The sequence below is a fragment of the Ensifer adhaerens genome (genome assembly GCF_020035535.1).
Classification (GTDB): Bacteria; Pseudomonadota; Alphaproteobacteria; order Rhizobiales; family Rhizobiaceae; genus Ensifer.
This window is the reverse complement of sequence record NZ_CP083349.1, coordinates 2514673-2536177: the sequence shown is the minus strand read 5'-3', so window position 1 is coordinate 2536177 and position 21505 is coordinate 2514673. Positions and strand designations below refer to the sequence as shown.

Annotated in this window: 22 protein-coding genes; 5 read left to right on the top strand and 17 right to left on the bottom strand. The window is 64.0% G+C overall.

Annotated elements, in window-relative coordinates:
* Position 1: 1 nt before the first annotated feature.
* The 8 genes from fhuF to LAC81_RS12410 form a co-directional block, all read right to left on the bottom strand.
* Positions 2-757, bottom strand: coding sequence for a siderophore-iron reductase FhuF (gene fhuF, locus LAC81_RS12445; RefSeq protein WP_223725039.1), 756 nt, complete (start codon positions 755-757; stop codon positions 2-4).
* Positions 758-994: 237 nt separating this feature from the next.
* Positions 995-1486 carry an ester cyclase gene (locus tag LAC81_RS12440; protein WP_223725038.1) on the bottom strand — a complete coding sequence of 164 codons (492 nt, stop codon included), beginning with the start codon at positions 1484-1486 and terminating at the stop codon, positions 995-997.
* A gap of 60 nt (positions 1487-1546) precedes the next feature.
* The gene (locus LAC81_RS12435; RefSeq protein ID WP_223725037.1) at positions 1547-2974 is read right to left on the bottom strand and encodes a gamma-aminobutyraldehyde dehydrogenase; all 1428 of its coding nucleotides are present in this window, start codon (positions 2972-2974) and stop codon (positions 1547-1549) included.
* Between the two features lie 24 nt (positions 2975-2998).
* A complete protein-coding gene (locus LAC81_RS12430) occupies positions 2999-3814 on the bottom strand; it encodes an ABC transporter permease (RefSeq protein ID WP_223725036.1) in 816 nt (271 codons plus the stop codon).
* Positions 3804-4754: an ABC transporter permease gene (locus LAC81_RS12425; protein WP_223725035.1), complete on the bottom strand. Its 951-nt coding sequence runs from the start codon at positions 4752-4754 to the stop codon at positions 3804-3806. Before LAC81_RS12425 ends, LAC81_RS12430 begins: the two co-directional genes overlap by 11 nt.
* Complete coding sequence (locus LAC81_RS12420; protein ID WP_113540410.1) at positions 4751-5749, bottom strand: ABC transporter ATP-binding protein; 999 nt, start codon at positions 5747-5749, stop codon at positions 4751-4753. The genes LAC81_RS12425 and LAC81_RS12420 overlap by 4 nt, the downstream gene beginning before the upstream one ends.
* A 221-nt stretch (positions 5750-5970) precedes the next feature.
* Entirely contained in the window at positions 5971-7131 is a 1161-nt protein-coding gene (locus LAC81_RS12415) for an ABC transporter substrate-binding protein (RefSeq protein WP_223725034.1), read from the bottom strand.
* Between the two features lie 183 nt (positions 7132-7314).
* Positions 7315-8223 carry a LysR family transcriptional regulator gene (locus LAC81_RS12410; RefSeq protein ID WP_113540408.1) on the bottom strand — a complete coding sequence of 303 codons (909 nt, stop codon included), beginning with the start codon at positions 8221-8223 and terminating at the stop codon, positions 7315-7317.
* Between the two features lie 159 nt (positions 8224-8382).
* Here LAC81_RS12410 and LAC81_RS12405 point away from each other — a divergent pair, with 159 nt between their 5' ends.
* The gene (locus LAC81_RS12405) at positions 8383-9297 is read left to right on the top strand and encodes an alpha/beta hydrolase (protein WP_419195827.1); all 915 of its coding nucleotides are present in this window, start codon (positions 8383-8385) and stop codon (positions 9295-9297) included.
* 33 nt (positions 9298-9330) lie between these two features.
* On the opposite strand, the gene msrA is transcribed toward LAC81_RS12405, so the two are convergent.
* Positions 9331-10053 (bottom strand): peptide-methionine (S)-S-oxide reductase MsrA, encoded by a 723-nt coding sequence (gene msrA / locus LAC81_RS12400; RefSeq protein ID WP_223725032.1) that lies wholly within the window; start codon positions 10051-10053, stop codon positions 9331-9333.
* A gap of 155 nt (positions 10054-10208) precedes the next feature.
* Here msrA and LAC81_RS12395 point away from each other — a divergent pair, with 155 nt between their 5' ends.
* Entirely contained in the window at positions 10209-10610 is a 402-nt protein-coding gene (locus tag LAC81_RS12395) for an ACT domain-containing protein (RefSeq protein WP_223725031.1), read from the top strand.
* A gap of 9 nt (positions 10611-10619) precedes the next feature.
* On the opposite strand, the gene LAC81_RS12390 is transcribed toward LAC81_RS12395, so the two are convergent.
* The 7 genes from LAC81_RS12390 to LAC81_RS12360 form a co-directional block, all read right to left on the bottom strand.
* The gene (locus LAC81_RS12390; protein ID WP_223725030.1) at positions 10620-11039 is read right to left on the bottom strand and encodes a GFA family protein; all 420 of its coding nucleotides are present in this window, start codon (positions 11037-11039) and stop codon (positions 10620-10622) included.
* Between the two features lie 105 nt (positions 11040-11144).
* Positions 11145-12743 carry an MFS transporter gene (locus tag LAC81_RS12385; RefSeq protein WP_223725029.1) on the bottom strand — a complete coding sequence of 533 codons (1599 nt, stop codon included), beginning with the start codon at positions 12741-12743 and terminating at the stop codon, positions 11145-11147.
* Positions 12736-13200, bottom strand: coding sequence for an SRPBCC domain-containing protein (locus LAC81_RS12380; RefSeq protein ID WP_223725028.1), 465 nt, complete (start codon positions 13198-13200; stop codon positions 12736-12738). The genes LAC81_RS12385 and LAC81_RS12380 overlap by 8 nt, the downstream gene beginning before the upstream one ends.
* Positions 13201-13379: 179 nt before the next feature.
* Positions 13380-13946, bottom strand: a complete 567-nt coding sequence (locus LAC81_RS12375) for a TetR/AcrR family transcriptional regulator (RefSeq protein WP_223725027.1) — start codon at positions 13944-13946, stop codon at positions 13380-13382.
* Positions 13943-14437: an HPP family protein gene (locus LAC81_RS12370; RefSeq protein WP_223725026.1), complete on the bottom strand. Its 495-nt coding sequence runs from the start codon at positions 14435-14437 to the stop codon at positions 13943-13945. The genes LAC81_RS12375 and LAC81_RS12370 overlap by 4 nt, the downstream gene beginning before the upstream one ends.
* A gap of 109 nt (positions 14438-14546) precedes the next feature.
* The gene (locus tag LAC81_RS12365; protein WP_223725025.1) at positions 14547-16541 is read right to left on the bottom strand and encodes a CocE/NonD family hydrolase; all 1995 of its coding nucleotides are present in this window, start codon (positions 16539-16541) and stop codon (positions 14547-14549) included.
* Between the two features lie 74 nt (positions 16542-16615).
* Entirely contained in the window at positions 16616-18205 is a 1590-nt protein-coding gene (locus LAC81_RS12360; RefSeq protein WP_223725024.1) for an ABC transporter substrate-binding protein, read from the bottom strand.
* A 169-nt stretch (positions 18206-18374) separates the two neighbouring features.
* Between LAC81_RS12360 and LAC81_RS12355 the strand changes: the two genes are divergently transcribed.
* Both LAC81_RS12355 and LAC81_RS12350 read left to right on the top strand, forming a co-directional pair.
* Entirely contained in the window at positions 18375-19160 is a 786-nt protein-coding gene (locus LAC81_RS12355) for a helix-turn-helix domain-containing protein (RefSeq protein ID WP_419195826.1), read from the top strand.
* A gap of 58 nt (positions 19161-19218) precedes the next feature.
* On the top strand, positions 19219-19560 hold the full coding sequence (locus LAC81_RS12350) for a PAAR domain-containing protein (RefSeq protein ID WP_223725022.1): 342 nt from the start codon (positions 19219-19221) through the stop codon (positions 19558-19560).
* Positions 19561-19590: 30 nt separating this feature from the next.
* On the opposite strand, the gene LAC81_RS12345 is transcribed toward LAC81_RS12350, so the two are convergent.
* Positions 19591-21021, bottom strand: coding sequence for a LuxR C-terminal-related transcriptional regulator (locus tag LAC81_RS12345; protein ID WP_223725021.1), 1431 nt, complete (start codon positions 21019-21021; stop codon positions 19591-19593).
* Positions 21022-21168: 147 nt separating this feature from the next.
* Between LAC81_RS12345 and LAC81_RS12340 the strand changes: the two genes are divergently transcribed.
* Positions 21169-21426 (top strand): DUF1127 domain-containing protein, encoded by a 258-nt coding sequence (locus LAC81_RS12340; RefSeq protein WP_223725020.1) that lies wholly within the window; start codon positions 21169-21171, stop codon positions 21424-21426.
* Positions 21427-21505 lie beyond the last annotated feature (79 nt).

The window sequence follows — 21505 nt, the reverse complement described above, 5'->3', positions numbered from 1 at the left end:
CCTATTGGTTCCTTTGGCTGGGGAGGGCGCAGAGGCTGCCGCAGCTCGGGATACCGGGCAGCAGATAGCGCAGGCAGCAGATCTTGCGGCGGCAGACACGGGCGCCGTCTTCTTCTTCGTGGCGAAGGCAATCGAAGAAGGGGTTGGGCGTGCCGTCCGGCAGGGACTTGCTGCCGATCAGCGCGTCGGCCTGGGCGTTCAGCGGCTCGATGCCGGAGGCCCGTAGCGCATAGTCGATATAGACGAGCGCGTTGTTCCAGGCGAGCTTCGGGGCGATGCCACCTACGGACTTGAGGTAGCCGACGACCTCGCGCAGGTGCCCGTGCATCGGCGGGCCAAGCGTTGCGAACACGTCGGTATCGTCAGCCTGCTGCCAGTCGCCCGATGTCGCCACGCCGAAGGTTCGGGGAAGGCCGTCTTCGCCGAGCGCCACTTTCATCTGGTCGAAGGTGACGGGAAGCACCTGATGGTCGAGCACACGCGCCACCAGATAGGGGATAGTGAGGGCCGAGAAATAATAGAGCGACCACATGGAGGCGACGGCGCGCCGGTCGCTGGCGCCGGATTTTGCCGTGTAGATATCGAGCGCGTGACCGAAGGCACCGGAGGAAAAGAAGTCGGGTAGCGCCATGCCATCGGAAAGCTCGTCCGAGAGCACCATCTTCTCGTTGCACCAGGCATGGGTGCCGGCGAAGGCGGCCGACAGGGCCTTGGGGCCGCCGATCTCGACAACCGGTTCGCAGGCAATGGCCGTCATGATGCCACTCGCACGCGGGCGCGCCCGATCGGAAATACAGCCGTGAAACTACGCCGTCCTGCCAGCATGCGACACCTTCTGAGCGCGGTCAGAAACTCATAAGGTGATCGTGTTACTCAAGATTTCTATCGACGCAAGTCATTTATGAGTTTTGTAGTCATGATTTGCGGACAAAAGCGGCAGGAAGCCGCAGGCTGGAGCCTGCGGCTTTCGAAGCGCAGGGCGAGGCAACGCCCGTTACATCAACCCGAGCTGCTTGTAGAAGCCGAGGGCGTCGTAATAGTCGTTCTGGGCAGCGATCTTGCCATCCTTGACGGTGAAGACCGAGGCGCCGGTGAACTTGAAGCTCTTGTTGGTCGCGGCCGTACCATCGGCCCAGGCTCCGGAATTGGTGCCGGAGAATTCCCACTCGAAGGACACCTTGTCGCCGCTAGCGATGGGGTCGCCCTTCATGGCCCAGACCGCGTCGGGCACCGCGTTCAGGAAGTTGTCGATGACGCCGGTCTTGGCGGCATCCTTGCCAGTGACCGGCTTGCCGACCGAGGCGTCGTAGTAGCTGACGTCGTCGGCGAAATAGGATGCGGCCTTGGCCGAGTCATGAGCGTTCCAGGCCGCGACATAGGCCGCGACCACGTCCGGCGCCGCGTCGGCGGCAAAGGCCGCTGGCGTCAGCACAAGGGCGCTCAAGCCGAGCGCGCCTGCAGCAACAAGCAATTGACGACGGTACATCGCAAACTCCTCCCGTTTGTTGTTCGTTTGCATGCGTTGTCCGGGCCGGGGCGGTGAGCCTCAGCCGTGATTGATCATGATGTGGCGGACGGCGGTGTAGTCCTCGAGCGCATAGACCGACATGTCCTTGCCGTAGCCCGACTGCTTGACGCCGCCATGCGGCATCTCGTTGGTCAGCATGAAGTGGGTGTTGATCCAGGTGCAGCCATACTGCAGGCGAGAAGCCGCCTTCATCGCCCTGGAAATATCCTTGGTCCAGACGGAGGAGGCGAGGCCATAATCGCTGTCATTCGCCCAGGCGACCGCATCGTCGTTGCCGGTGAAGCGGGTGACGGAGACGACGGGGCCGAAGACCTCGCGCCGGACGATCTCGTCTTCCTGGGTCGCACCGGCGACCACGGTCGGCTGGAAGAAAAAGCCGTCCGAGCTGCCGGCACTGCCGCCGGTGGTGATCTCGATGTGTTTCTGGTCGGCGGCGCGCTCGACGAAACTTGCGACACGGTCGCGCTGGCGGCGCGAGATCAGCGGGCCGATCTCGTTTTCCGTGTCGTCGGCGAGATTGTAGCGGATGGTCGAGACGGCGGAGGTGAGGTCGGCGACCAGCTTCTCGTAGATGCCCGCTTCGGCATAGATGCGGCAGGCGGCGGTGCAGTCCTGGCCGGCATTGTAATAGCCGAAGGTTCGGATGCCGTTGACCACCGCTTCGAGGTCGGCGTCGTCATAGACGATGACCGGGGCCTTGCCGCCGAGTTCCAGATGCGTGCGCTTGACGGTCTTGGCGGCGGCCGCCAGCACCTTCTTGCCGGTGGCGATGTCGCCGGTGATCGAGACCATCGAGATCTTCGGGTGGTTGATCAGTGCGTTGCCGACGGTTTCACCGCGGCCGCTCACAACATTGACCACGCCTTCCGGCAGGATGTCGGCGAGCACGCGGGCAAGCTTCAGCGCCGTCAGCGGCGTCTGTTCGGACGGCTTGAAGACGACGGTGTTGCCGCCGGCGATCGCCGGTGCCAGCTTCCAGGCCATCATCATCAGCGGATAGTTCCAAGGCGCGATCGAGCCGACGATGCCGATCGGGTCGCGGCGGATCATCGAGGTATGGCCGGGCAGGTATTCGCCTGCGGTCGGCGCATGCAGGTTGCGCACGGCACCCGCAAAGAAGCGCCAGCAGTCAACGATCGCCGGCAGTTCGTCGTTCCTGACCGCATTGATCGGCTTGCCGCAGTTGAGCGCCTCAAGCGCTGCAAAGCCATCGGCATCCTTCTCGATCGCGTCGGCAATCTTCAGGAGATAGTTCGAGCGCTCGGCCGGCGTCGTCTGCGACCAGGTGGTGAAGGCCTGTTCGGCGGCGTCGACAGCCGCCTCGACCTGGGCATGCGAGGCTTCCGGCAGATCGACGATCTTGCCGCCCGTCCGCGGGTTCAGGATGTGTTCGTCGGCCTCGGTGCCGGCCTCGAAGCGCGATCCGATCAGCAGTTGGGTGTCCATGTCTGTTCTCCCTTGATAGTCGAGTTATTTGCCGGCGCCGGCGATCTGGTCGCCGTCGCGGGTGAGGTAGTAGGCGCCGAGGATCGGCAGGAAGGTGACGAGCACCACGACCATGGCAACCACGTTGGTCACCGGGCGCTGGCGCGGGCGGATCAGTTCTTCGAGCATCCAGATCGGAAGCGTCGATTGCTGGCCGGCCGTAAACGTCGTGACGATCACCTCGTCGAAAGACAGCGCGAAGGCGAGCATGCCGCCGGCGAGCAGCGCCGTGCCGATGTTCGGCAGGATGATGTAGCGGAAGGTCTGGAAGCCGTCGGCGCCGAGATCCATCGAGGCCTCGATCAGCGAGCCGGAAATCCGTCGGAAGCGGGCAACCGCATTGTTGTAGACGACGACGATGCAGAAGGTCGCGTGGCCGAGCACGATGGTCCAGAAGGAGAAGGGGATATCGGCCATCGAGAAGGCGGAGCGAAGGGCAATGCCGGTGATAATGCCGGGCAGTGCTATCGGCAGGATGACAAGCAGCGAAATCGTCTCCCGGCCGAAGAAGCGGGTCTGGCTGACCGCGGCGGCGCAGAGCGTGCCGAGCACGAGCGCGACCGAGGTTGCGATCGAGGCGACCTTGACCGACAGCGTCAGCGCCGCCCAGACGTCCGGCCGGTTCCAGGCAACCGCGAACCATTGCGTCGTCAGCCCCGGCGGCGGGAACTGGTAGCTCTTCTCCTCGGTCGTAAACGCGTAGAGGAAGATCAGGAGGATCGGCAGGTGCAGGAAGGCGAGGCCGGCGGCGGCCGCGATCTTCAAGCCTATCGGCGAGCGGTTGAGGCGATCAGAGCGCATCGAAGGCCCCCATGCGTTTGGCCACGTAGAGGTAGGCGCCCATGATCACGATCGGCACCACGGTGAAGGCGGCGGCGAGCGGGATGTTGCCGGCAGTGCCCTGCTGGGCGTAAACCGCCTGGCCGATGAAGAGCCGCGACGAGCCGACGATCTGCGGAATGATGTAATCGCCGAGCGTCAGCGAGAAAGTGAAGATCGAACCCGCGACGATGCCGGGCAGCGCCAGCGGGAACAGCACGTAGCGGAAGGTCTGCGCCGGCGTACCGCCGAGGTCGGAGGAGGCCTCGATCAGGTTTCCCTGTACCCGCTCCAGTGCCGCCTGGATCGGCAGGATCATGAACGGCAGCCAGACATAGACGAAGACGATAAACGTACCGGTGTAGCTGACGGAGAGCGAGTTTCCGCCGACGACGGGCAGCGCCAACCAGCCATCGAGCAGCCAGAGCAGGTGCAGCTTGTCGAAGATCCAGGTGAGGATGCCTTCCTTGGCGAGGATCAGCTTCCAGGCGTAGATCTTGACCAGATAGCTGGACCAGAGCGGCAGCATGACGCCGAGATAAAAGAGCACCTTCCATTTTCCCTGCGCATAGCGTGCCGCGTAATAGGCGATAGGAAAGGCGATGATGGCGGAGGCGACGGTGACCGTCGCGGCCATCAGCACGGTGCGCAGGATGATGTCGAGATTGGTCTCGCTGAGGAGCTGGCGATAGGTCGCGAACGTGAACTCGTAGTTGATCAGGCCTGAGAAATCGTCGATCGAGAAGAAGCTCTGCAGCAGCAGTGCGAACAACGAACCGAGATAGACGACGCCGAGCCAGAGCAGCGGCGGCGCGAGCATCAGCGTCAACAGCAGGTGCGGATGGCGCCAGAAGAAGTCCGACAGGCGGCCGGCGGGGCCGCGGCGTTCGGGCAACACGAGGGGTTCGGCAAAGGCGGTCATGCGTCCTCCATCGGGTGCAGCTCGTCGGCGGCGAAGCTGATGGTGACGGGGCTGCCGACCGCAGGCACGGTCAGCGCGGCGGGGCTGGCAACGGCGACGCGGGCGCCATCGACATCGACGACGATGCGGTTGACAGCGCCGAGGAAACTATGGGCCGAGACGGTGCCGGAGAGGCTGAGTGCGCCGTCCCACGGTTTGGAAATGGAGATCGCCTCAGGGCGTAGGCTGGCGGAGGGCGCCTTCAGGCCGAGCCGCTGGCAAAGCTTTTGCGGCAGCACGTTGGACGAGCCGACGAAATCGGCGACGAACCGCGTCTTCGGCTGCTTGTAGACATCTTCCGGACGGCCGAGCTGCTGGATGCGGCCATCGTTGAAGACGGCGATGCGGTCGGCCATCGAGAGCGCTTCGCCCTGGTCGTGGGTGACGAAGACGAAGGTGATGCCGAGCGACTTCTGCAGGCTTTTGAGTTCCTCCTGCATCTGCTCGCGCAGCTTCAGATCGAGCGCGCCGAGCGGCTCGTCGAGGAGCAGCACCTTGGGCTTGTTGACCAGCGCCCGGGCGAGCGCCACGCGCTGGCGCTGGCCGCCGGAAAGCTGGCCGGGGCGGCGGGTGCCATAGCCCGGCAGCTTGACCATGGCGAGCGCGTCTTCTGCCGCCTTGCGGCGTTCCTCGCGGCCGACACCCTTGACCATCAGCCCGTAGGCGACGTTGTCGAGGATCGAGAGATGCGGGAAGAGGGCGTAATCCTGAAAGACGGTGTTGACGCTGCGGCGATAGGGCGGCACGCCCTCGGCGGTTTCGCCGAAGATTTCGATATGGCCGCCGGTCGGTTGCTCGAAGCCGGCCATCAGGCGCAGACACGTGGTCTTGCCCGAACCGGATGGGCCGAGCATGGCGAAGAATTCGCCCTCGGCAACCTCGAGGTTCACGCCATCGACGGCGCGCACGGCGCCGAAGTGGCGGGAAACATTGTCGAAGAGAACGGCGGTCGTCATTGAATTGCTCCGGAAAGTTTAGCCCCTCATCCCCGCGGGGGAAGGGAAGTGCCCCTCATCCGCGCTGCCGGGCACCTTCTCCCCGCAAGCGGGGCGAAGGGGACCCTAGGCGGGCGCTTTGCCTCAAGCCGTCCGTTGGTTTGGCCGGAGGCGTTCCCTCTCCCCGCGTGCGGGGAGAGGGCCCAAGGTTGAGGGGCAAATGCTTGCTCTGTGGTCGCGGTTCAGCGGCCGCCGATCACGCCGATGTAGTCGGAGACCCAGCGGTGATAGGGAACGCATTCGCCCTGGCTTGCGCACTTCGTCACCGGCGTCTTCCAGAACTTGACCTTCTCGAAGTCCTCGTAGCCGTTGGTCTTGCAGCCGGCGTCGGTGAGCAACTCGTTGCCCTTGCAGGCGGCACCGACCGACGGGTTGGCGCCGAACCAGGCCGAGACGTCGCCCTGGACCTTCGGGGACAGCGAGTGTTCCATCCACATGTAGGCGCAGTTCGGATGCTGGCTATCGGCATGCAGCATGGTGGTATCGGCCCATCCGGTCACGCCTTCCTCCGGAATGGTGGAGGCGATCGGCAGCTTTTCGGCTTCCATCAGGTTCACCTGGAACGGCCAGGAACCGGAGGCGACGACGCCTTCGTTCTTGAAGTCGTCGATCTGGATCATCGCGTCGTGCCAGTAGCGGCCGACCAGCTTGCGCTGGCCGCGCAGCAATTCGAGGGCTGCCTTGTACTGGTCTTCATTGAGCTCGTAGGGGTCCTTGATGCCGAGGTCCGGCTTGTGCGCCATCAGGTAGTTGGCGGCATCGGCTACATGGATCGGGCCGTCATAGGCCTGGACGCGGCCCTTGTTGGACTTGCCATCGGGCAGGTTCATTTCCTCGAAGACGACGTTCCAGCTCTTCGGTGCCTCACCCTTGAACGCATCCTTGTTGTACATCAAGACGTTCGGGCCCCAGACGTAAGGGGTGCCGTAGTGCACGCCGTTGACCGTAAACCAGGGCGCATTCTGCATGCGCTCGTCGATCGTCTTCCAGCTGGGGATGAGGTCGGTGTTGATCGGTTGGACGCGCTTGCCGGCGACGAGGCGCAGCGAGGCGTCGCCCGAGGCGGTGACGAGATCGAAGCCGCCTTCGTTCATCAGCGCCACCATTTCGTCGGAGGTGGCGGCGGTCTTGACCGAGACCTTGCAGCCGGTCTGCTTTTCGAAATCCGTGACCCAGTCGTAGTTCTTGTCGGTCTCGCCGCGCTCGATGTAGCCGGCCCAGGCGACGATGGAAAGTTCGCCTTCACCCTTGCCGAGTTCCTTCAGCGGCTCCTGCGCGAATGCCGGGGCGACAAGGCCGAGCGACAGGGTCAATGCCGTGCAGGATTTGAGCATCTGCTTCATCTGAATTCTCCCAGTTTTGAGCCGCGTTTTGCGGCTTCGTTCCCAATATGAAGCGTGCCTTGCTTTCACCGTATTCGCAAATTCATTAAACAGAATGTCGCTTTCGGTTTTTCCGATATCTATTGTCCGGAGGCACGCCAAGGGCGTGGTCGGTGGCGGGGGAAAACTAATAAATCCAGGTGGTTAGCGCGGTCTGGCGCTTCGGAGAGCCTCGGCGATGCCGACGAAATCGCGCGCCGATTGTGGCAGGCCGGAACCCTTGCGCCAGACCATGCCGACCTGCACGACGGGAAGGGCGCCCGAGACGTCGCGGCTCTCGATACGGTCGCCTTCCAGCGACCAGGGGCGGTAGACGAGATCGGGCAGAAGCGCGATGCCGGCGCCGGTTGCGACGAGGCTGCGCACCGCTTCCACCGAGCGGGTTCGGAAGGCCACGTGCGGGCGGGCGCCGAGTGCGGTCAGGAGCTTGCCGGTGTTCTCCTCGATTTCATCGACCGTCAGCATGATCAGCGGCTCCTTGGCGATATCGCTGACGGAGATGATGTCGGCGCTGACCAAGGGATGGCCGATCGGCAGCCACAGGCGATAGGGCGAGGTTTCGAGGATCTCCGCCTGCAGCGCCATGCGGTCGCGCAGGTTGGAGATGACCATGACGGCGACGTCGAGTTCGCCGCCGATCAGGAGATGTTCGAGGTAGGAGCCGTTGTCCTCGATGGCGCTGACCTCGACGCCGGGGCAGGCGCGGCGGTATCGCGCGAGCAAATCGGAGAGCACGTAGCCGGCCACCAGCGAGGTAACGCCGAGATTGAGCTTGCCGCCAGTCTCCTCGCGGCTGTCGGAAAAGCTGCGGCGGGCGTCCGAGACATTGGCGAGGATTTTCGTCGCATGACGCAGGAACTGGTGGCCATTATGGGTGATCGACAGGCCGCGCGGATGGCGGTCGAAGAGTTCGACGCCGAGATCGCCCTCGAGCTCCTTGATCGCCTCGGTGATCGAGGATTGCGAGATCGACAGGTTCTGCGCCGCACGGGTGATCGACCCCTGTTCGGCGACGGCGACGAAATATTGCAACTGTCGAAATGTGAAGGCCATAGCGCGAGTTAATAGGTGCGAGGCGCGGCTGGCAAGCGCCGAAACGCTAGCGGATCGACGCTGATTTTTTCCTCTTATGTCGGTTTTCGGACAGGGAGCGGGATTGCCGATGCTAAGCTGCGAGCGGAGCGGAGCAGCGGGAGGATTGACGTGGACCAGATGACCAAGCGGCCGATGCCGACGGAGGAGGGGATCCTTGCCTTTCACCGGCGCTGCGAAGCGTTCTATCCGGCCGATGCGGTTGATGCGTCGATCGAGCAGCAGCGCAAATGGTACGATGCGCTCTGCGCCGAATTCGATGCGCCGAGCCCGGAAGGACTCACCCGCGAGGATGCGCTCGTCGACGGCCGCATCAAGGTCCGGCGCTACCGGCCGGCGACGGTTTCGACGAACACCCGCATCTACTACATCCACGGCGGCGGCTTTGTCGTCGGCTCGCTTAACAGCCATGACGCGATCTGCGCCGAGCTTGCGGATATTGCCGAAGCCGAACTGGTGTCGGTCGACTACCGGCTGGCGCCGGAGCATGTCTGGCCCGCGGCCTTCGATGATTGCTACGCGGTGCTCCAGGCGCTTCTGTCCGACGGCCGTCCCGTCGTCGTTACCGGCGATAGCGCCGGCGGCAACCTCACGGCGGGCATCGTGCTCAAGGCCCGCGCGGAAGGGCTCAAGGGCATTGTCGGCCAGGTGCTGATCTATCCGGGCCTTGGTGGCGATCTGGTCTCGGGCTCCTATGAAGAAATGGCCGAGGCACCGGGGCTGACGACCGCCGACACCAGCTATTATCGCAAGATCCTGCAAGCGCCCGCCGACAATCCCTTCGCCGCACCTCTGGCGGAGAAGGATCTTTCCGGCTTGCCGCCGAGCTACATCACCGGTGCCTTCTTTGATCCCTTGCGCGACGACGCCCGCACCTATGCGGCGCGTCTTGCGAGTACCGGCGTCAACGTCACCTTCCGCGAAGAACCGCAGATGATCCATGCCTGGCTTCGGGCCCGACACATGAGCGAGGGCGCGCGTGAAGGGTTTCGGCGGTTGGCGGAAGGGGTGGCGGTTCTCGCCGGTACCCGTTGACGCACGATGCGGCGAGGTCTGCCAAAAGCGGACTTAGCTCTTCGCCTTGAAGACGAGCACCGGGTTCGCCCGGAAAGCCTGCGGGAAGAGCGCCCGGAGGTTCTCGATCTTGGGCAGGTCATTGTAGACGATATAGGGATGGGTCGGGTTTCGCGTCAGGAAATCCTGGTGATAGTCCTCGGCAGCGTAAAAGCCCTTGAACGGCGAGACCTCCGTGACGATCGCTGTCGGGTAAGCGCCTGATTTGCCGAGCTGGGTCACATAGGCATCGGTGATGCGCTTCTGCTCGGAGGTCACTGCAAAAACGGCCGATCGATACTGGGTACCGTGATCCGGCCCCTGATAGTTCATCTGTGTCGGATTGTGGGCGACGGAGAAGAAGACCTGCAACAGCTGCCCATAGGTCACTTCACGCGGATCGTAGGTCACCTCCACCGATTCCGCGTGGCCGGTCTTGCCGCCGCTCACCGTCTCATAATCGGCCGTTGCCGCTGTGCCGCCGGAATAACCGGAAACGGCCTTGCTGACCCCTTTCACATGTTGGAATACGCCCTGTACGCCCCAGAAGCAGCCGCCGGCGAAGACGGCAATCTCCGTCGACACGGCTGCCTTCTCGTCGAGCGATGGCGGTGGGATGACAACGGCCGGTTCCTGGGCTGCAGCAATCGGTGTTGACGCCAGCAGCGCGGCGAAGGCGATCGACAAGGTGAGGACGGGTCTGCCCGAGACATGTGCCGACTTGCTGCTGCGCGCCATCGCTTCCTCCCATCGCCGGACATGATGTCCGGGCTCCGATGACCTCATGTTTTCATGGGAATGACAATGGTCAAATCGCGATCGCGTGCTTCACGCCAACGTGACGATCCGCTACCAGTTCACGTGAAGAAGAGTCTCAACGCAGGGAAAATGACATGGCCGGAGAAACGGATCTCGCGAAGCTCCTGGCGACGATGAACCCGGTGCTGTTTCCGCAGACCTATGTCTATTGCACGGTCGCCTATCGCGATGCCGCGCGCTACCAGATGCTGGAGCCGCTCGCCACCTATCGCGAGGATGAGGGGCTGACCCTGGTCCTTGCCCGCAACGCTGCGGACGAGGCGGGGCTCGACTACGGTCCGCTGCTGCGTCGCATCACGCTCAATGTACATTCAGCGCTGGAGGCCGTTGGTCTGACCGCGGCGGTCTCGGCGGCGCTGACGCGCGAGGGCATCAGCGCCAATGTGATCGCCGCCTATTACCACGACCACATCTTCGTGCCGGAAGCCGATGCCGAACGGGCGCTCGACGCGCTCCGGGCGCTGACCATCGCCTGACTGCGGCGCTTACATGAAGCGCGTGTCTGCGGGCGTGTTGAAGTGGTCGTCGTCGCGGCCGTTTTCGTAGATGATCGGCGCCTCGGCCAGTTCCGCGTCGCTGACGCCATCGAGGCAGGCGACATTGACCGCGTAGAAATGGCCGATGAAATCCTTGTGGTAGCCGCGCGAAAAGGGCCGGACACCGCAGCGGCTGCAGAAATAATGATCGACGTCGCCTTCGATCCAGCTCGAATTGTCGGCCCGGTAACTCGTCAGCCTCTCCTTGCCCGAGGTGATCTCGAATTCCTCGCGCAGCGCAAAGGCCTTCTGCATCCGCGTCTTGGCGCAGAAGGAGCAGTTGCAGCGGCGGATGCCCTCGGCAAGATCGAGCTGGCCTTCGAAGGTGACGGCCTTGCAATGGCAGCTGCCGCGATAGAGCTTCTTCATTGGTTTCCTCCCTGATTTCAGGCGTAGATCAGCGTTCGCCGACCGTATGGTCGACGTTGCCGGGTGCGGCGTGCGTTGATGCCGCGGCGACTTCCGCCACTGGCGCTATCCGACGTTGCCGGACGGCGCTGCCTTATCGAGCAGCCCTGGGTCGCCGCCGGTATCGCCATCGCTCGCCTTGCGCAGGAGCACGAAAGCCATGAGCGCGGTGGCAAGCGACAAGAACACGCAGATCGAGGCGGTGAAGGCGAAGGACTGGGTGAAGACGCCGCGCGCCGCCGTCAGCAGTCGTTCGGCATCCGCTGCGGGCAGGTTGGACGCAACCGCGACGGCGCCGCCGAGCGTCTGGCGCGCGGCCGCAACCGTTTCCTCCGGCAAGCCGCTGACGACCAGTTCGTCCATGCGGCCGCGATAGGCCGAGGTCAAGAAGCTGCCGAGCACGGCAATGCCGAGCGCACCGCCGAATTCGAAGCTGGTTTCGGAGATCGCCGAGGCGGCACCGGCGCGTTCCGGCGGGGCAGAGCCGACGATCATGTCCGTCGTCAGCGTGCCGACAGGGGCAAAGCCGAGGCAAAGCACGACGAGGCCGGTGGTGACGAGCAGCGGGCTGCTTGCGGTGCCGACCTGGGTGCAGATGGCAAAGCCGATCGCCGTCAGCACGAAGCCCGCTGCTATCAGGTTGGAAGCGGCAAAGCGTGTGGCAAGCAGCGGTATCGTCATCGAGGCGACGATCATCGCCACGCCAGTTGGCACCGACCAGAGACCGGCGACGAAGGGTGTGAGCCCGAGCACCAGTTGCAGGTACTGCGCCACGAACAGGAAGGCGCCGAAGCCGACGAAGAGGCCGAGAATGTTGACGCCAAGGGCGGCGCTGAAGGCCGGCGTCCTGAACAGCGCCAGATCGATCAGCGGGTCGGCGAGACGGCGCTGGCGTCGCGCAAACAGGATGGCGACGACGATACCGAGCAGGATGAAAAAGACTGCGATCGTATCGAACCCGGCCTCGGCGATGTGCTTCATGCCGTAGATCACCGAAAGCACGGCGACGAGCGACTGGGCGGCGCTGATGAGGTCGATCCGGCCGGCCTCGGGGTCACGGAATTCCGGCAGCAGGATCGGTCCGAGGATGAGGATCAGCACCATGACCGGCACCGCGAGCAGGAAGACCGAGCCCCACCAGAACTGCGACAGCATCAGCCCGCCGACCACGGGGCCGATGGCGCCGCCGGCCGAGAAGCTGGCAATCCACACCCCGATCGCAAACGTGCGTTGGCGGTCGTCGAGGAACATGTTGCGGATGAGCGAGAGGGTGGAGGGCGCAAGCGTCGCCGCCGCCACGCCGAGCACGGCACGCGCGATGATCAGCGTCTCGGCATTCCATGCAAAGGCAGCGAAGATCGAGGCGATGCCGAAGGCGACCGAGCCGATCATCAGTAGGCGCCGGCGGCCGATGCGGTCGCCGAGCGTGCCCATGGTGATCAGCGATCCGGCGACCATGAAGCCGTAGATATCGATGATCCAGAGAAGCTGGCCGGCGGAAGGTTTCAGTTCCTCGGTCAACTGCGGGACCGCGAGGTTCAGCACCGTCAGGTCCATGGAATAGAGCATGCAGGGTAGGGCCAGCACGGCGAGCCCGATCCATTCACGCCGGGTCGCCTTCGGACCGGGCGCGTTTTCGTTTTGCAGATTTGCGATCTCAGACATGGCCGACATAATCCCTGAGCCGCTCGAGGCACTCGCCCCAGCCATCCTGGTGCGAGTCGCGCTCTTCGACGGTCTCGAATGGTGTTTGCTGGAAGACAAGCCGGGTCTTGCCGCCGATGTCGGCAAAGGAAACGGTCACCAGCGTATCGCTGCCGGGCTGGCCGTCTTCGTCCCAGGCGAAGGTGAACACCAGCTTCTCGGGCTCGCGCACTTCGCGATAGAGGCCGCTCATCCAGTAGTCCTGCCCTTCGGGCGAGCGGATGCAAGCGCGCCAGGCGCCGCCCGGGCGGAAGTCCACGTTGACCGAATGCGGGGTGAAGTCACGCGGCCCCCACCAGCGCAGCAGGTGTTCGGGCGTCGACCAGACCTTGAAGACGAGGCTTACCGGCGCTTCGAAGTCGCGCACGATTTCCAGGCTGATATCCTTGCGCGTTGCGTTGGCGGTCGCCGCTGTCATGAAGCCTCCTCCATGGGCGCCCCAATGCGCCCAGTCCTTAACCGTAGAGTTATTTAACTCATCGGTTAATATCTGCGCGCAGAGGTGGTTGTCAAGGAGTGCTCGAGCGGCGATCTGATTTTTGTCAACTTGGGGCTGAGGCAGGACGGCCGGCGCGGCTTCCCCTCATGGTGCGCCCTTCACGACGGTACGGGCAGGCACCTTGCCTTAAGGCGAGCGAGGACCCGGCCGAAGACGCTGGGGTCGTCGAGGCTGCGGGCGAGGATCAACGCCCCCTGGATGCCGCCGACGATTTCTTCGGCAAGAGCAGCGCTTTCTGCCTTCTCCGTACCGCTGCGTACGAGTGTGACCGCGAGGTCGGAGCGCCAGTCGGAGAAGTAGCTGTTGAGTTCGCGCGCAAAGCGGTCGTGTGCCCCGCTCGCTGCGATCACGCCCATCAGGCAGAGGCGACGACCCTGGCGGAAATAGCCGTCGACGCCGGTAAACATCTGGTCGAGCGCTTTTTCCGCGTCCGTCGTGCCGCGCAGCACGTCAAAGATATGGGTCCGGAACCAGGCGGAGATATCGCCGAGCACCGCCTCGGCCATCTCTTCTTTGCCGCCGGGAAAGAAGTGGTAGAGGCTGCCCTTGCCGAGGCCGGTCTTCTCGGTGATCAGGCTGAGGCTTGTGCCATCGTAACCGTGCTCGCGGAAGATCTCCGCAAGCATGGCGATCACGTCCTTTCGCTCAGTGACGACGCGGCTCATGCCGGCTTCCTCACAAGCGGATACTCGACCTTGGCGAAGCGATGGAACAGCGCGCCAACGGTAACGAGTATCAGCGAGCCGGTCAGCACTGGAAAGAGCAGGAACTCGAAACCGGGATCGCCTGCAAAGACGACAAGCGGATTGGCGCCGGCCGGCGGGTGGGTGATGCGCAGCGCCGCCATCAGCGCGATTGCCGCGCCGACCGCGATCGCCACCGCCCACCATTCGTTTGGAAAGATGGTTCTGAGGACCAGGCCCACGAGGGTGGCGACGAAGTGGCCGCCGACCACATTGGCCGGCTGCGACAGCGGACTGGCGGCCACCGAGAAGATCAGCACGCAGCTTGCCCCGAAGGGAGCCATCAACATGGGATGGCCGACGAGATTGGTGAGCGCGCCGACGGCGGCGATGGCCACGAGGCCACCGACGCCGGCGATGAGCCCGCGAGAGATGTGAATGGGAGGCTGATGACGCGAGAAGAAATGGCGCATTATTGTACCAATCAGTAAACTCTTTACCGATTGGTACAATGGCTGGCGCGAGATGTCAATGCGGGATGGGGAAGGGGGCGGCACCCAAGAGCTTGCCGCCCCGTTCCGATCACATCAGGTCGCGGGGAATCCGCTTCTTGAAGTGCTTCTCGAAGATCTGCGTCTCGCCCTCGTAGGCGACGACCTCACCCTCCGTGACCCACGCGCTTTCGGTGCAGTGGAGCGTCGATGTTGCCACGGTGCGCACGGACCAGCCGTCACGCTTGGCGACGCAGGTCCAGGTCGAGGTTCCGATCATCGACAGCGGATCGCCGGGTGCGATCGACCAGGTTTCGTCGCGGATGTCCTGGGTGGCAAGGCCGGTCTCAGGATGTTCGGAGAGGCCGGTGTCCTCGTAGATCCGGTAGTGGGTCATGCCGTGCGTCATGTCGCGCTCGACGGTACGGCTGGTGATGCCGCGTGCAAGTTCGCGATATTTCGGCAGCGGATCCGGGTTTTCCGGCTCGGGCACCGCGATTTCCCGATGGGCGCCGAGGAGCGGAAGTGCCAGCGACAGGCTTGCCGTGTCGATCGTCAGGCCCGGGTCGGTGGGCGACGGCAGGATCAGCGGCCAGTAGGAGGTCGACAGCGAGACGCGAATGCGGTTTCCGGTGCGGAAACGGTAGCCGCAAGCGTCGAGCGCCAGCGTGATCCGCGTCTTGCGACCGGGCTCCATGGCGCGCGGCTGGGCGTTGCCATCGCGGTGCGCCAGGTTGAGCACGCCGAAAGCGACCCGGGTGGCGGTGCCATCCGGATGCACGTCGACGAGACGGACGGCGAGATTGGCCGTTGCCGCCTGGCAGGTGACGTCGACGGTCAGCGTCGGCTGGCCCAAATAGTCGGCGGCTTCCAGCAGCGGTGCCGTCTCGAAGACAAGCGAGCCGGCATCATCGATGCGCTGGTCGCCGGCCATTTCGGCATCGGGCTTCAGCGTGAAATATTCGCCGGATGCCGTGCCGGTATCGAGCGGCGATTTCAGATAGATCTCGCCGATGCCGGTGCCGCCGGCGGACGGCGTCAACCGGCCGTCATGGGAAACGCCGAAGAGCTGCATTTCCGGCGCAGCCCAGGCGTCTTTCGCCACCCAGCGCCCGGGGTCGCTGTCGCGCCGGAGCGACGGGCGCGGACCATCGAGAATATAGGCGCGCACCTGCGGTCCTTTCTCGGCGCCGTTCTCTTCGTCGCGCAGCCAGCGGTTCCACCAGCGGATCGCCTCGCCATGGAAATCGGCACGCGGCTTCGGAAAGGCGAAATGCGGGTACTTGTGCACCCAGGGGCCGATCAGCGCCTTGGCCTTGTCGCCAAGGCCTTCGACCGCCTTCAAGGGCGTGTTGCGGTAGCCGTCGGCCCAGCCGGCGATGACCAGCGCCGGGATCCCAACCCTGTCGAAATCTTCGCAGATCGATCCGTGCTGCCAGAATTCGTCGCGACGCTGGTGCTCCAGCCACTCCTCCATGAAGAAGGGCTCGTTCTCCAGCCGCTTCAGCCACATTTCCTTCCAGCGGTCGCCGACGATCGCCGGATCCGGCGAGCGCGCCTGGTAGCCGAGCATGGTCGCTGCCCAGGACAGTTGGGCCGAGAGGTGGCAGCCGTTCTTGTAGTGGATGTCGTCGTTGTAGCGGTCGACCGTGGAGGCAATGGAGATCACGGCTTTCAGCGCCGGCGGCCTCAAGGCTGCGACCTGCAGGCAGTTGAAGCCGCCCCAGGAAATGCCCATCATGCCGACCTTGCCGTTGGACCAGGGCTGTGCGGCGATCCATTCGACGATCTCGCAGCCGTCGGAAAGCTCGCGGGGCGTATACTCGCCGTCGATGACGCCTTCGCTCTCGCCGGAGCCGCGGATATCGACGCGCACGCCGGCAATGCCGGCGGCGGCAAAGACCGGGTAGGTGGACTCGTCACGCAAGCTCGTGCCGCCCTGCTTGCGATAGGGAAGGTATTCCAGCACCGCCGGAACCGGATCGGCTTGCGTGCCGGCGGGCATCCAGATACGGGCGGCAAGCTCGGTGCCGTCCTTCAGCCGGATCCATTCGTTTTCGATGACAGTGAATTCGCGTTCGGACATGTCGTTCTAACTATCTCTTCGTTCGCTCGGGCAATTCCGGACGCGAAACCGCGTCCGGCTTTCGTTGGAACAGTTTAGCTGTCGAACCAGACGCGGCTTGCGACGTAGCCGTTGGACAGGTCGTTGCCGATGTCATCGACGAAGCCCTTCAGCGAGGCCGAGGCGGCGTTCACGTAGTCGTTGAAGACGGGCAGGATCAGGCCGCCTTCGTCACGCACCGTCATCGCCATGGTGTGATACATCTCCTTGCGCTTGGTCTCGTCAAGCTCGGAGCGGGCCTGGAGCAGAAGGTTGTCGAAGTCCTCGCGCTTGAAACGCGTGTCGTTCCACTCGGCGGTGGAGAGATAGGAGGTCGAGTAGCGCGAATCCTGCGTCGGACGGCCGCCCCAGTAGGAGGCACAGAAGGGCTGCACGTTCCAGACATTGGTCCAGTAGCCGTCCTCCGGCTCGCGCCGCACTTCGATCTCGATGCCCGCCTTCTTGGCGCTTTCCTGGAACAGCACGGCGGCGTCGGCAGCGCCGGGGAAGGCGGCGTCGGACGTGCGCAACAGGATCGGTCGGTCGTGGCCGGACTTCTTGAAGTGAAAGGCTGCCTTGTCCGGGTCATAGGCCCGCTGCTCGATGCCTTCGGGGGCCAGCGCGTAGTTGCCGTTGACCGGATAGTCGTTGCCGAGCGTGCCGAAGCCGCCGAGCACCCGGTCGAGGATCGCCTGGCGGTCGACCGCATATTTCAGCGCCAGCCTCAGGTCGTTGTTGTCGAAGGGGGCGGTGTCGCAATGCATCAGGAAGCTGTAGAAGCCCTTGCCGGAGGTCCGCAGGATCTCGACGCGCGGGGCGCGCTTCAAGAGCGGCACGGTTTTCGGATCGATGTTGTTGATGAAGTGGACCTGGCCGGAGGAAAGGGCCGCGATGCGCGCTGTCGTGTCGTTCATCACGATGATCTCGACACTGTCGACGAAGCCGCGGTCGGAGCGCCAGTCGTCGGCGTTCTTTTCGAAGGTGGCGCGCAGACCCGCCTCATAGCTCGAGAGCTTGTAGGGGCCGGTGCCGATGGGCGAAGCCGGATTGTCGATGCCGCCCTTCGGCTGGATGATCAGGTGATAGTCGGTCAGAAGCAGCGGCAGGTCGGCATTGCCTTCGGTGAGCGTCAGCACCAGGCTGCCGGCCTTCTCCTCGATCGTCTTGATCGAGCGCATCAGCCCGAGCGCGCCGGACTTGGAGCCTTCGTCCGCATGGCGCTTCAGCGTCGCGACGACGTCGGCCACCGTCAACTTGCTACCGTCGTGGAAGTTGACATCGCTGCGGATCTTGAAGGTCCACTCCGACGCATCGGCGGAAGGCTCCCAGGATTCGGCGAGCGCCGGCAGCGGCGCGCCGGTCTTCGGGTCGGATTCGACCAGCGTGTCGCCCCAGAGGTGACCGATGACGAAGGAGACGGAGCCGCTATAGGCGGCAGGGTCGAGCGAATCGGTTGTCGCACCGCCCTTGAGGCCGAGCTTCAGATGGCCGCCGCGCTTCGGCTCCTGAGCCCTTGCGCCCGTTGCCGTCAAAGTACCGCCCAGTCCGGCGGCAAGACCAAGCGCCGCAGTGCCGGCCAGAAAGCCGCGCCGGCTGAGGCCGGCCGGGACGAGAAGGCCGTCGGGTCGCTTCGTGAATTCGGTCATTTCCAGGTTCCCTTTGTGTGATGCTTCTGAGCAAAACCTATCGTCTGGCAGGCCGCACACAATTTCGCGACTTGACGCTTCCTTACGCTCTTTTACGCTACAACGACGCCTGCGCTTCGACTGAGCGCAGGCGTCGTTTGAGTGAGGTTCGGAAAGCACCGTGCAGAACATCGAAATCTTTGCCGCGAATTTGCGGTTTGCCTGCGCGACACGGCGGTCGATCTCGCAGATCTGCCGTGAAATCGGCATCAACCGGCAACAGTTCAACCGCTATATCGGCGGCGAGGCGCGGCCATCGCCGCACAATGTCGCGCGCATCGCCCGCTTCTTCGGATTGGCGGCCGAGGATTTTTCGCTGCCGGCGAAACAGTTCGAGGCGCGGATGATGCGGCCGGATCGCGACCGGTCGGAGGCGGGGCTGCTGCTCGAGGGGTTTCCCGGTGACATCACCGGTCTCCGGCGCCATATCGGCTACTACCAGACCTATCACGTCTCCCCGTCCTGGCCGGGGCTCGTCGTCTGCTCCTGCGCGCGGATCCACGAGGAAGCGGGGTCGATCCGGGTGAAGTCGATCGAGCGCATCCGCGATCCCGTCAACGAGATCCAGCAGTTCTCGAAATATGTCGGGCTCGTCACCTTCTGGCGAAACCGCATCTTCATCGCCGAGCGCAGCATCGGGCGGGAGCCGATGCTGGCGCAGACGATCCTTCTGCCTTTCGAAGTGCATCAGCGGGTCTATCTGCGCGGCACCACCATGGGGGTCTCCTGGCGCAAGGAAAACCTGCCCTATGCGTCCCGGATGATCTGGCGCTATCTCGGTCAGCAGCCGGATCTGCGGCAGATGCTCTCGCGCTGCGGTGTGCTTTCCTTCGGTTCACGGCTGATGCCGCAGACGGTCCGCGCCTTCCTCGATACGCCCGATGCCGAGCTTCTGACCGTGCCGACCGAATATTGAGGCGGGGCCTTGGCCATGTGATAGGTTTCGACGAAACGGGTATATCGAAGAGGCGACCATGAAATCCGCACCGGCCGTTATCGCCTGCCTTTGCATCGCATGGCCGATGCCACCGGCAATGGCCGAGGAGGCGCGTGCGCCGATTCCGTCCTGCGCACTTTCGGGCGCCTCCAGCGTCATGATCGGCGGCCAGCCGGCGCTCAGGCTCTCCGACGTCGCCAATTGCCCGCCGGAACTTTACGAGGTGGTGCCGAGCATCATGATCGAGGGGCAGCCGGTCGTGCATTTCCGTGCCGGCAGCGGCGCCAAGGGCGATTGCTCGGCGAGGGGCGAGGCGACGGTGACCTTTGAAGGCGAGGCGGCCCAGAGGGTGGGCGACGTCGACTGCCGGCAAAAGTAGACGCTGTTTGGCCGGAGCCGCACCTCTGCCTTAGTCGAACATGGCCAGCCGGCATCCTTCCTGGACCGCTTGCAGCGCCGGAGGGTTGGTGACCGGGTAGCCGGCGATGAACCGGTCGACCGAGAACAGCGGGAACTCGGCCTTGAGCCTCAGCGCGGTGCTTGCCGCTTCCGACGATTGCCCGACAAACGCCTGCGCCATCGCCTGGAACATGAGGGTGTTCGGCGCCTCCTGCGAACTGCGCCCCAGCGCCGAAAGGGCCTCCGCATGGCGTCCGGTGACGAAGAGGACGCGGCCGAGCATGCCGTAGTACCAGGGCGGCGCCAATGGATTGAGGGACAGCGCCTTTTCGATCAACACGATCGCTTCGTCCGGATCTCCGGCGACCAAAGCCTTGCTTCCGGCCAGAAGCGCCAGCGTGTCTGCATTGTGCTTGCCGTGCTGGAACGCGAGTACCTGGGCGTCGGCGGCGCCCTTGAGGTCTCCCATGCATGCCTTGAGGTCGCCAAGGCAGGTGTGGGCGAACGGGTTCGTCGGATCGAGCCGCAGGGCCTGTTCGACTGCCGACTGCCAGTTGCCGATGCTCGTTCCAAGGTCAATGCCATAACCGTTGCAGGCCTGAGCGGAGTAGGCATAGGCCAGTTCGATCCACGCCTTTACCCGCGCCGGGTCCAGTTCCAGCGACCGCGTGAGGAGGCGGATCGCCGCGGCGTTTCCCTCCGCGCTGAACCGGTTGAGCTGCTCGGCTCCGAGCAGATAGTAATCGTAGGAATGCAGGTTCGAGGGCGCCTTGTTGCGGCTGGCATTGCGCCCGAGTGCGGCCAGCTTGCCGAAGCAGCCGGCCAGCGCGTTGACGACGCACTCCGTCAGATTGTCCTGAAGCGCAAGGATGTCTCCGATCGGCCGGTCGTAGCGTTCGCTCCACAGCGTCATGCCGGAGCGTGTTTCCGAGAGCTGGATCGTCAGCCGTACCTGACGGTCGTCGGCGCGCACCTGGCCGGTAACCGCATAGGTCGCGCCGACCGCCTGGACATGGTCATCGTAGCTTTCCGGACGGTTGCCGAGCAGCTTCATGGTGTGAAAGGCGACGACGGGCAGATCGGCGTAGCGCGCGAGATCGACGCAGATATCCGACGAGAGGCCGTCGGCGAAACGGCGCCAACGCTGCTCCTCGTTGAGGCTTTCGATTGGGAACAGGGCGAGCACCGGTGGTCCTTCCTCCACCACGGCCGCGGCCGTTGCGTCCGTGGGCCCGGCTATCTCCGACGCGAGCTCGATCTTGTTGCGAACGCCGAGCTTGCCATAGATGGTCGCGAGATGGCTGCGCACCGTCGATGGCGCGATGCAGAGCGCTTCGCCGATCTGGCGATAGGTCAGGCCAGCAGCAAAGCGTTCGGCGACTGCGCGCTCGCGATCCGACAGGAGCGCAGGCACAAAGCGACGCGTCAGGATGCGGGCCATACCTGCCTCCTTGTCGTTCCTCTCGTTCACTCTGCTGCGGCTCCAGCAAAATACTACAAATGCTGGACGCAAAACACCGCACATGCGCGATTGCCGCATAGCTCTATGAGGCTAGAGTTGCACTGAACATCACGCGGGAGGACGACCATGAGCAAGTTTCTGTCAGGCATGTCCGACTTCTACCACTCCGTATCCGAGGACGTCGATCAGACGGCGGAGCCCGGCGATAGCCGCATCACCAAGTGGTTTCACCCCAAGCGCCTCTTTGCCATGTGGGACGATCGTCAGCACTACCGCGATCAGCTTGCCCATATGGCAGCCGACGCGCCGGAACTGATCGATGATATCGGCCTGACGGAAAAGCAGGTCGACACCGAGGTCAAGAAGCCCTTCTGGCAGCATTGAGGCTGGTCCGCATCAAAGGGGTAAACAGCGAAGTCTTTCGCCATGTCGTGACAGCGTGCGATGCGGCGTCACAGGCTCG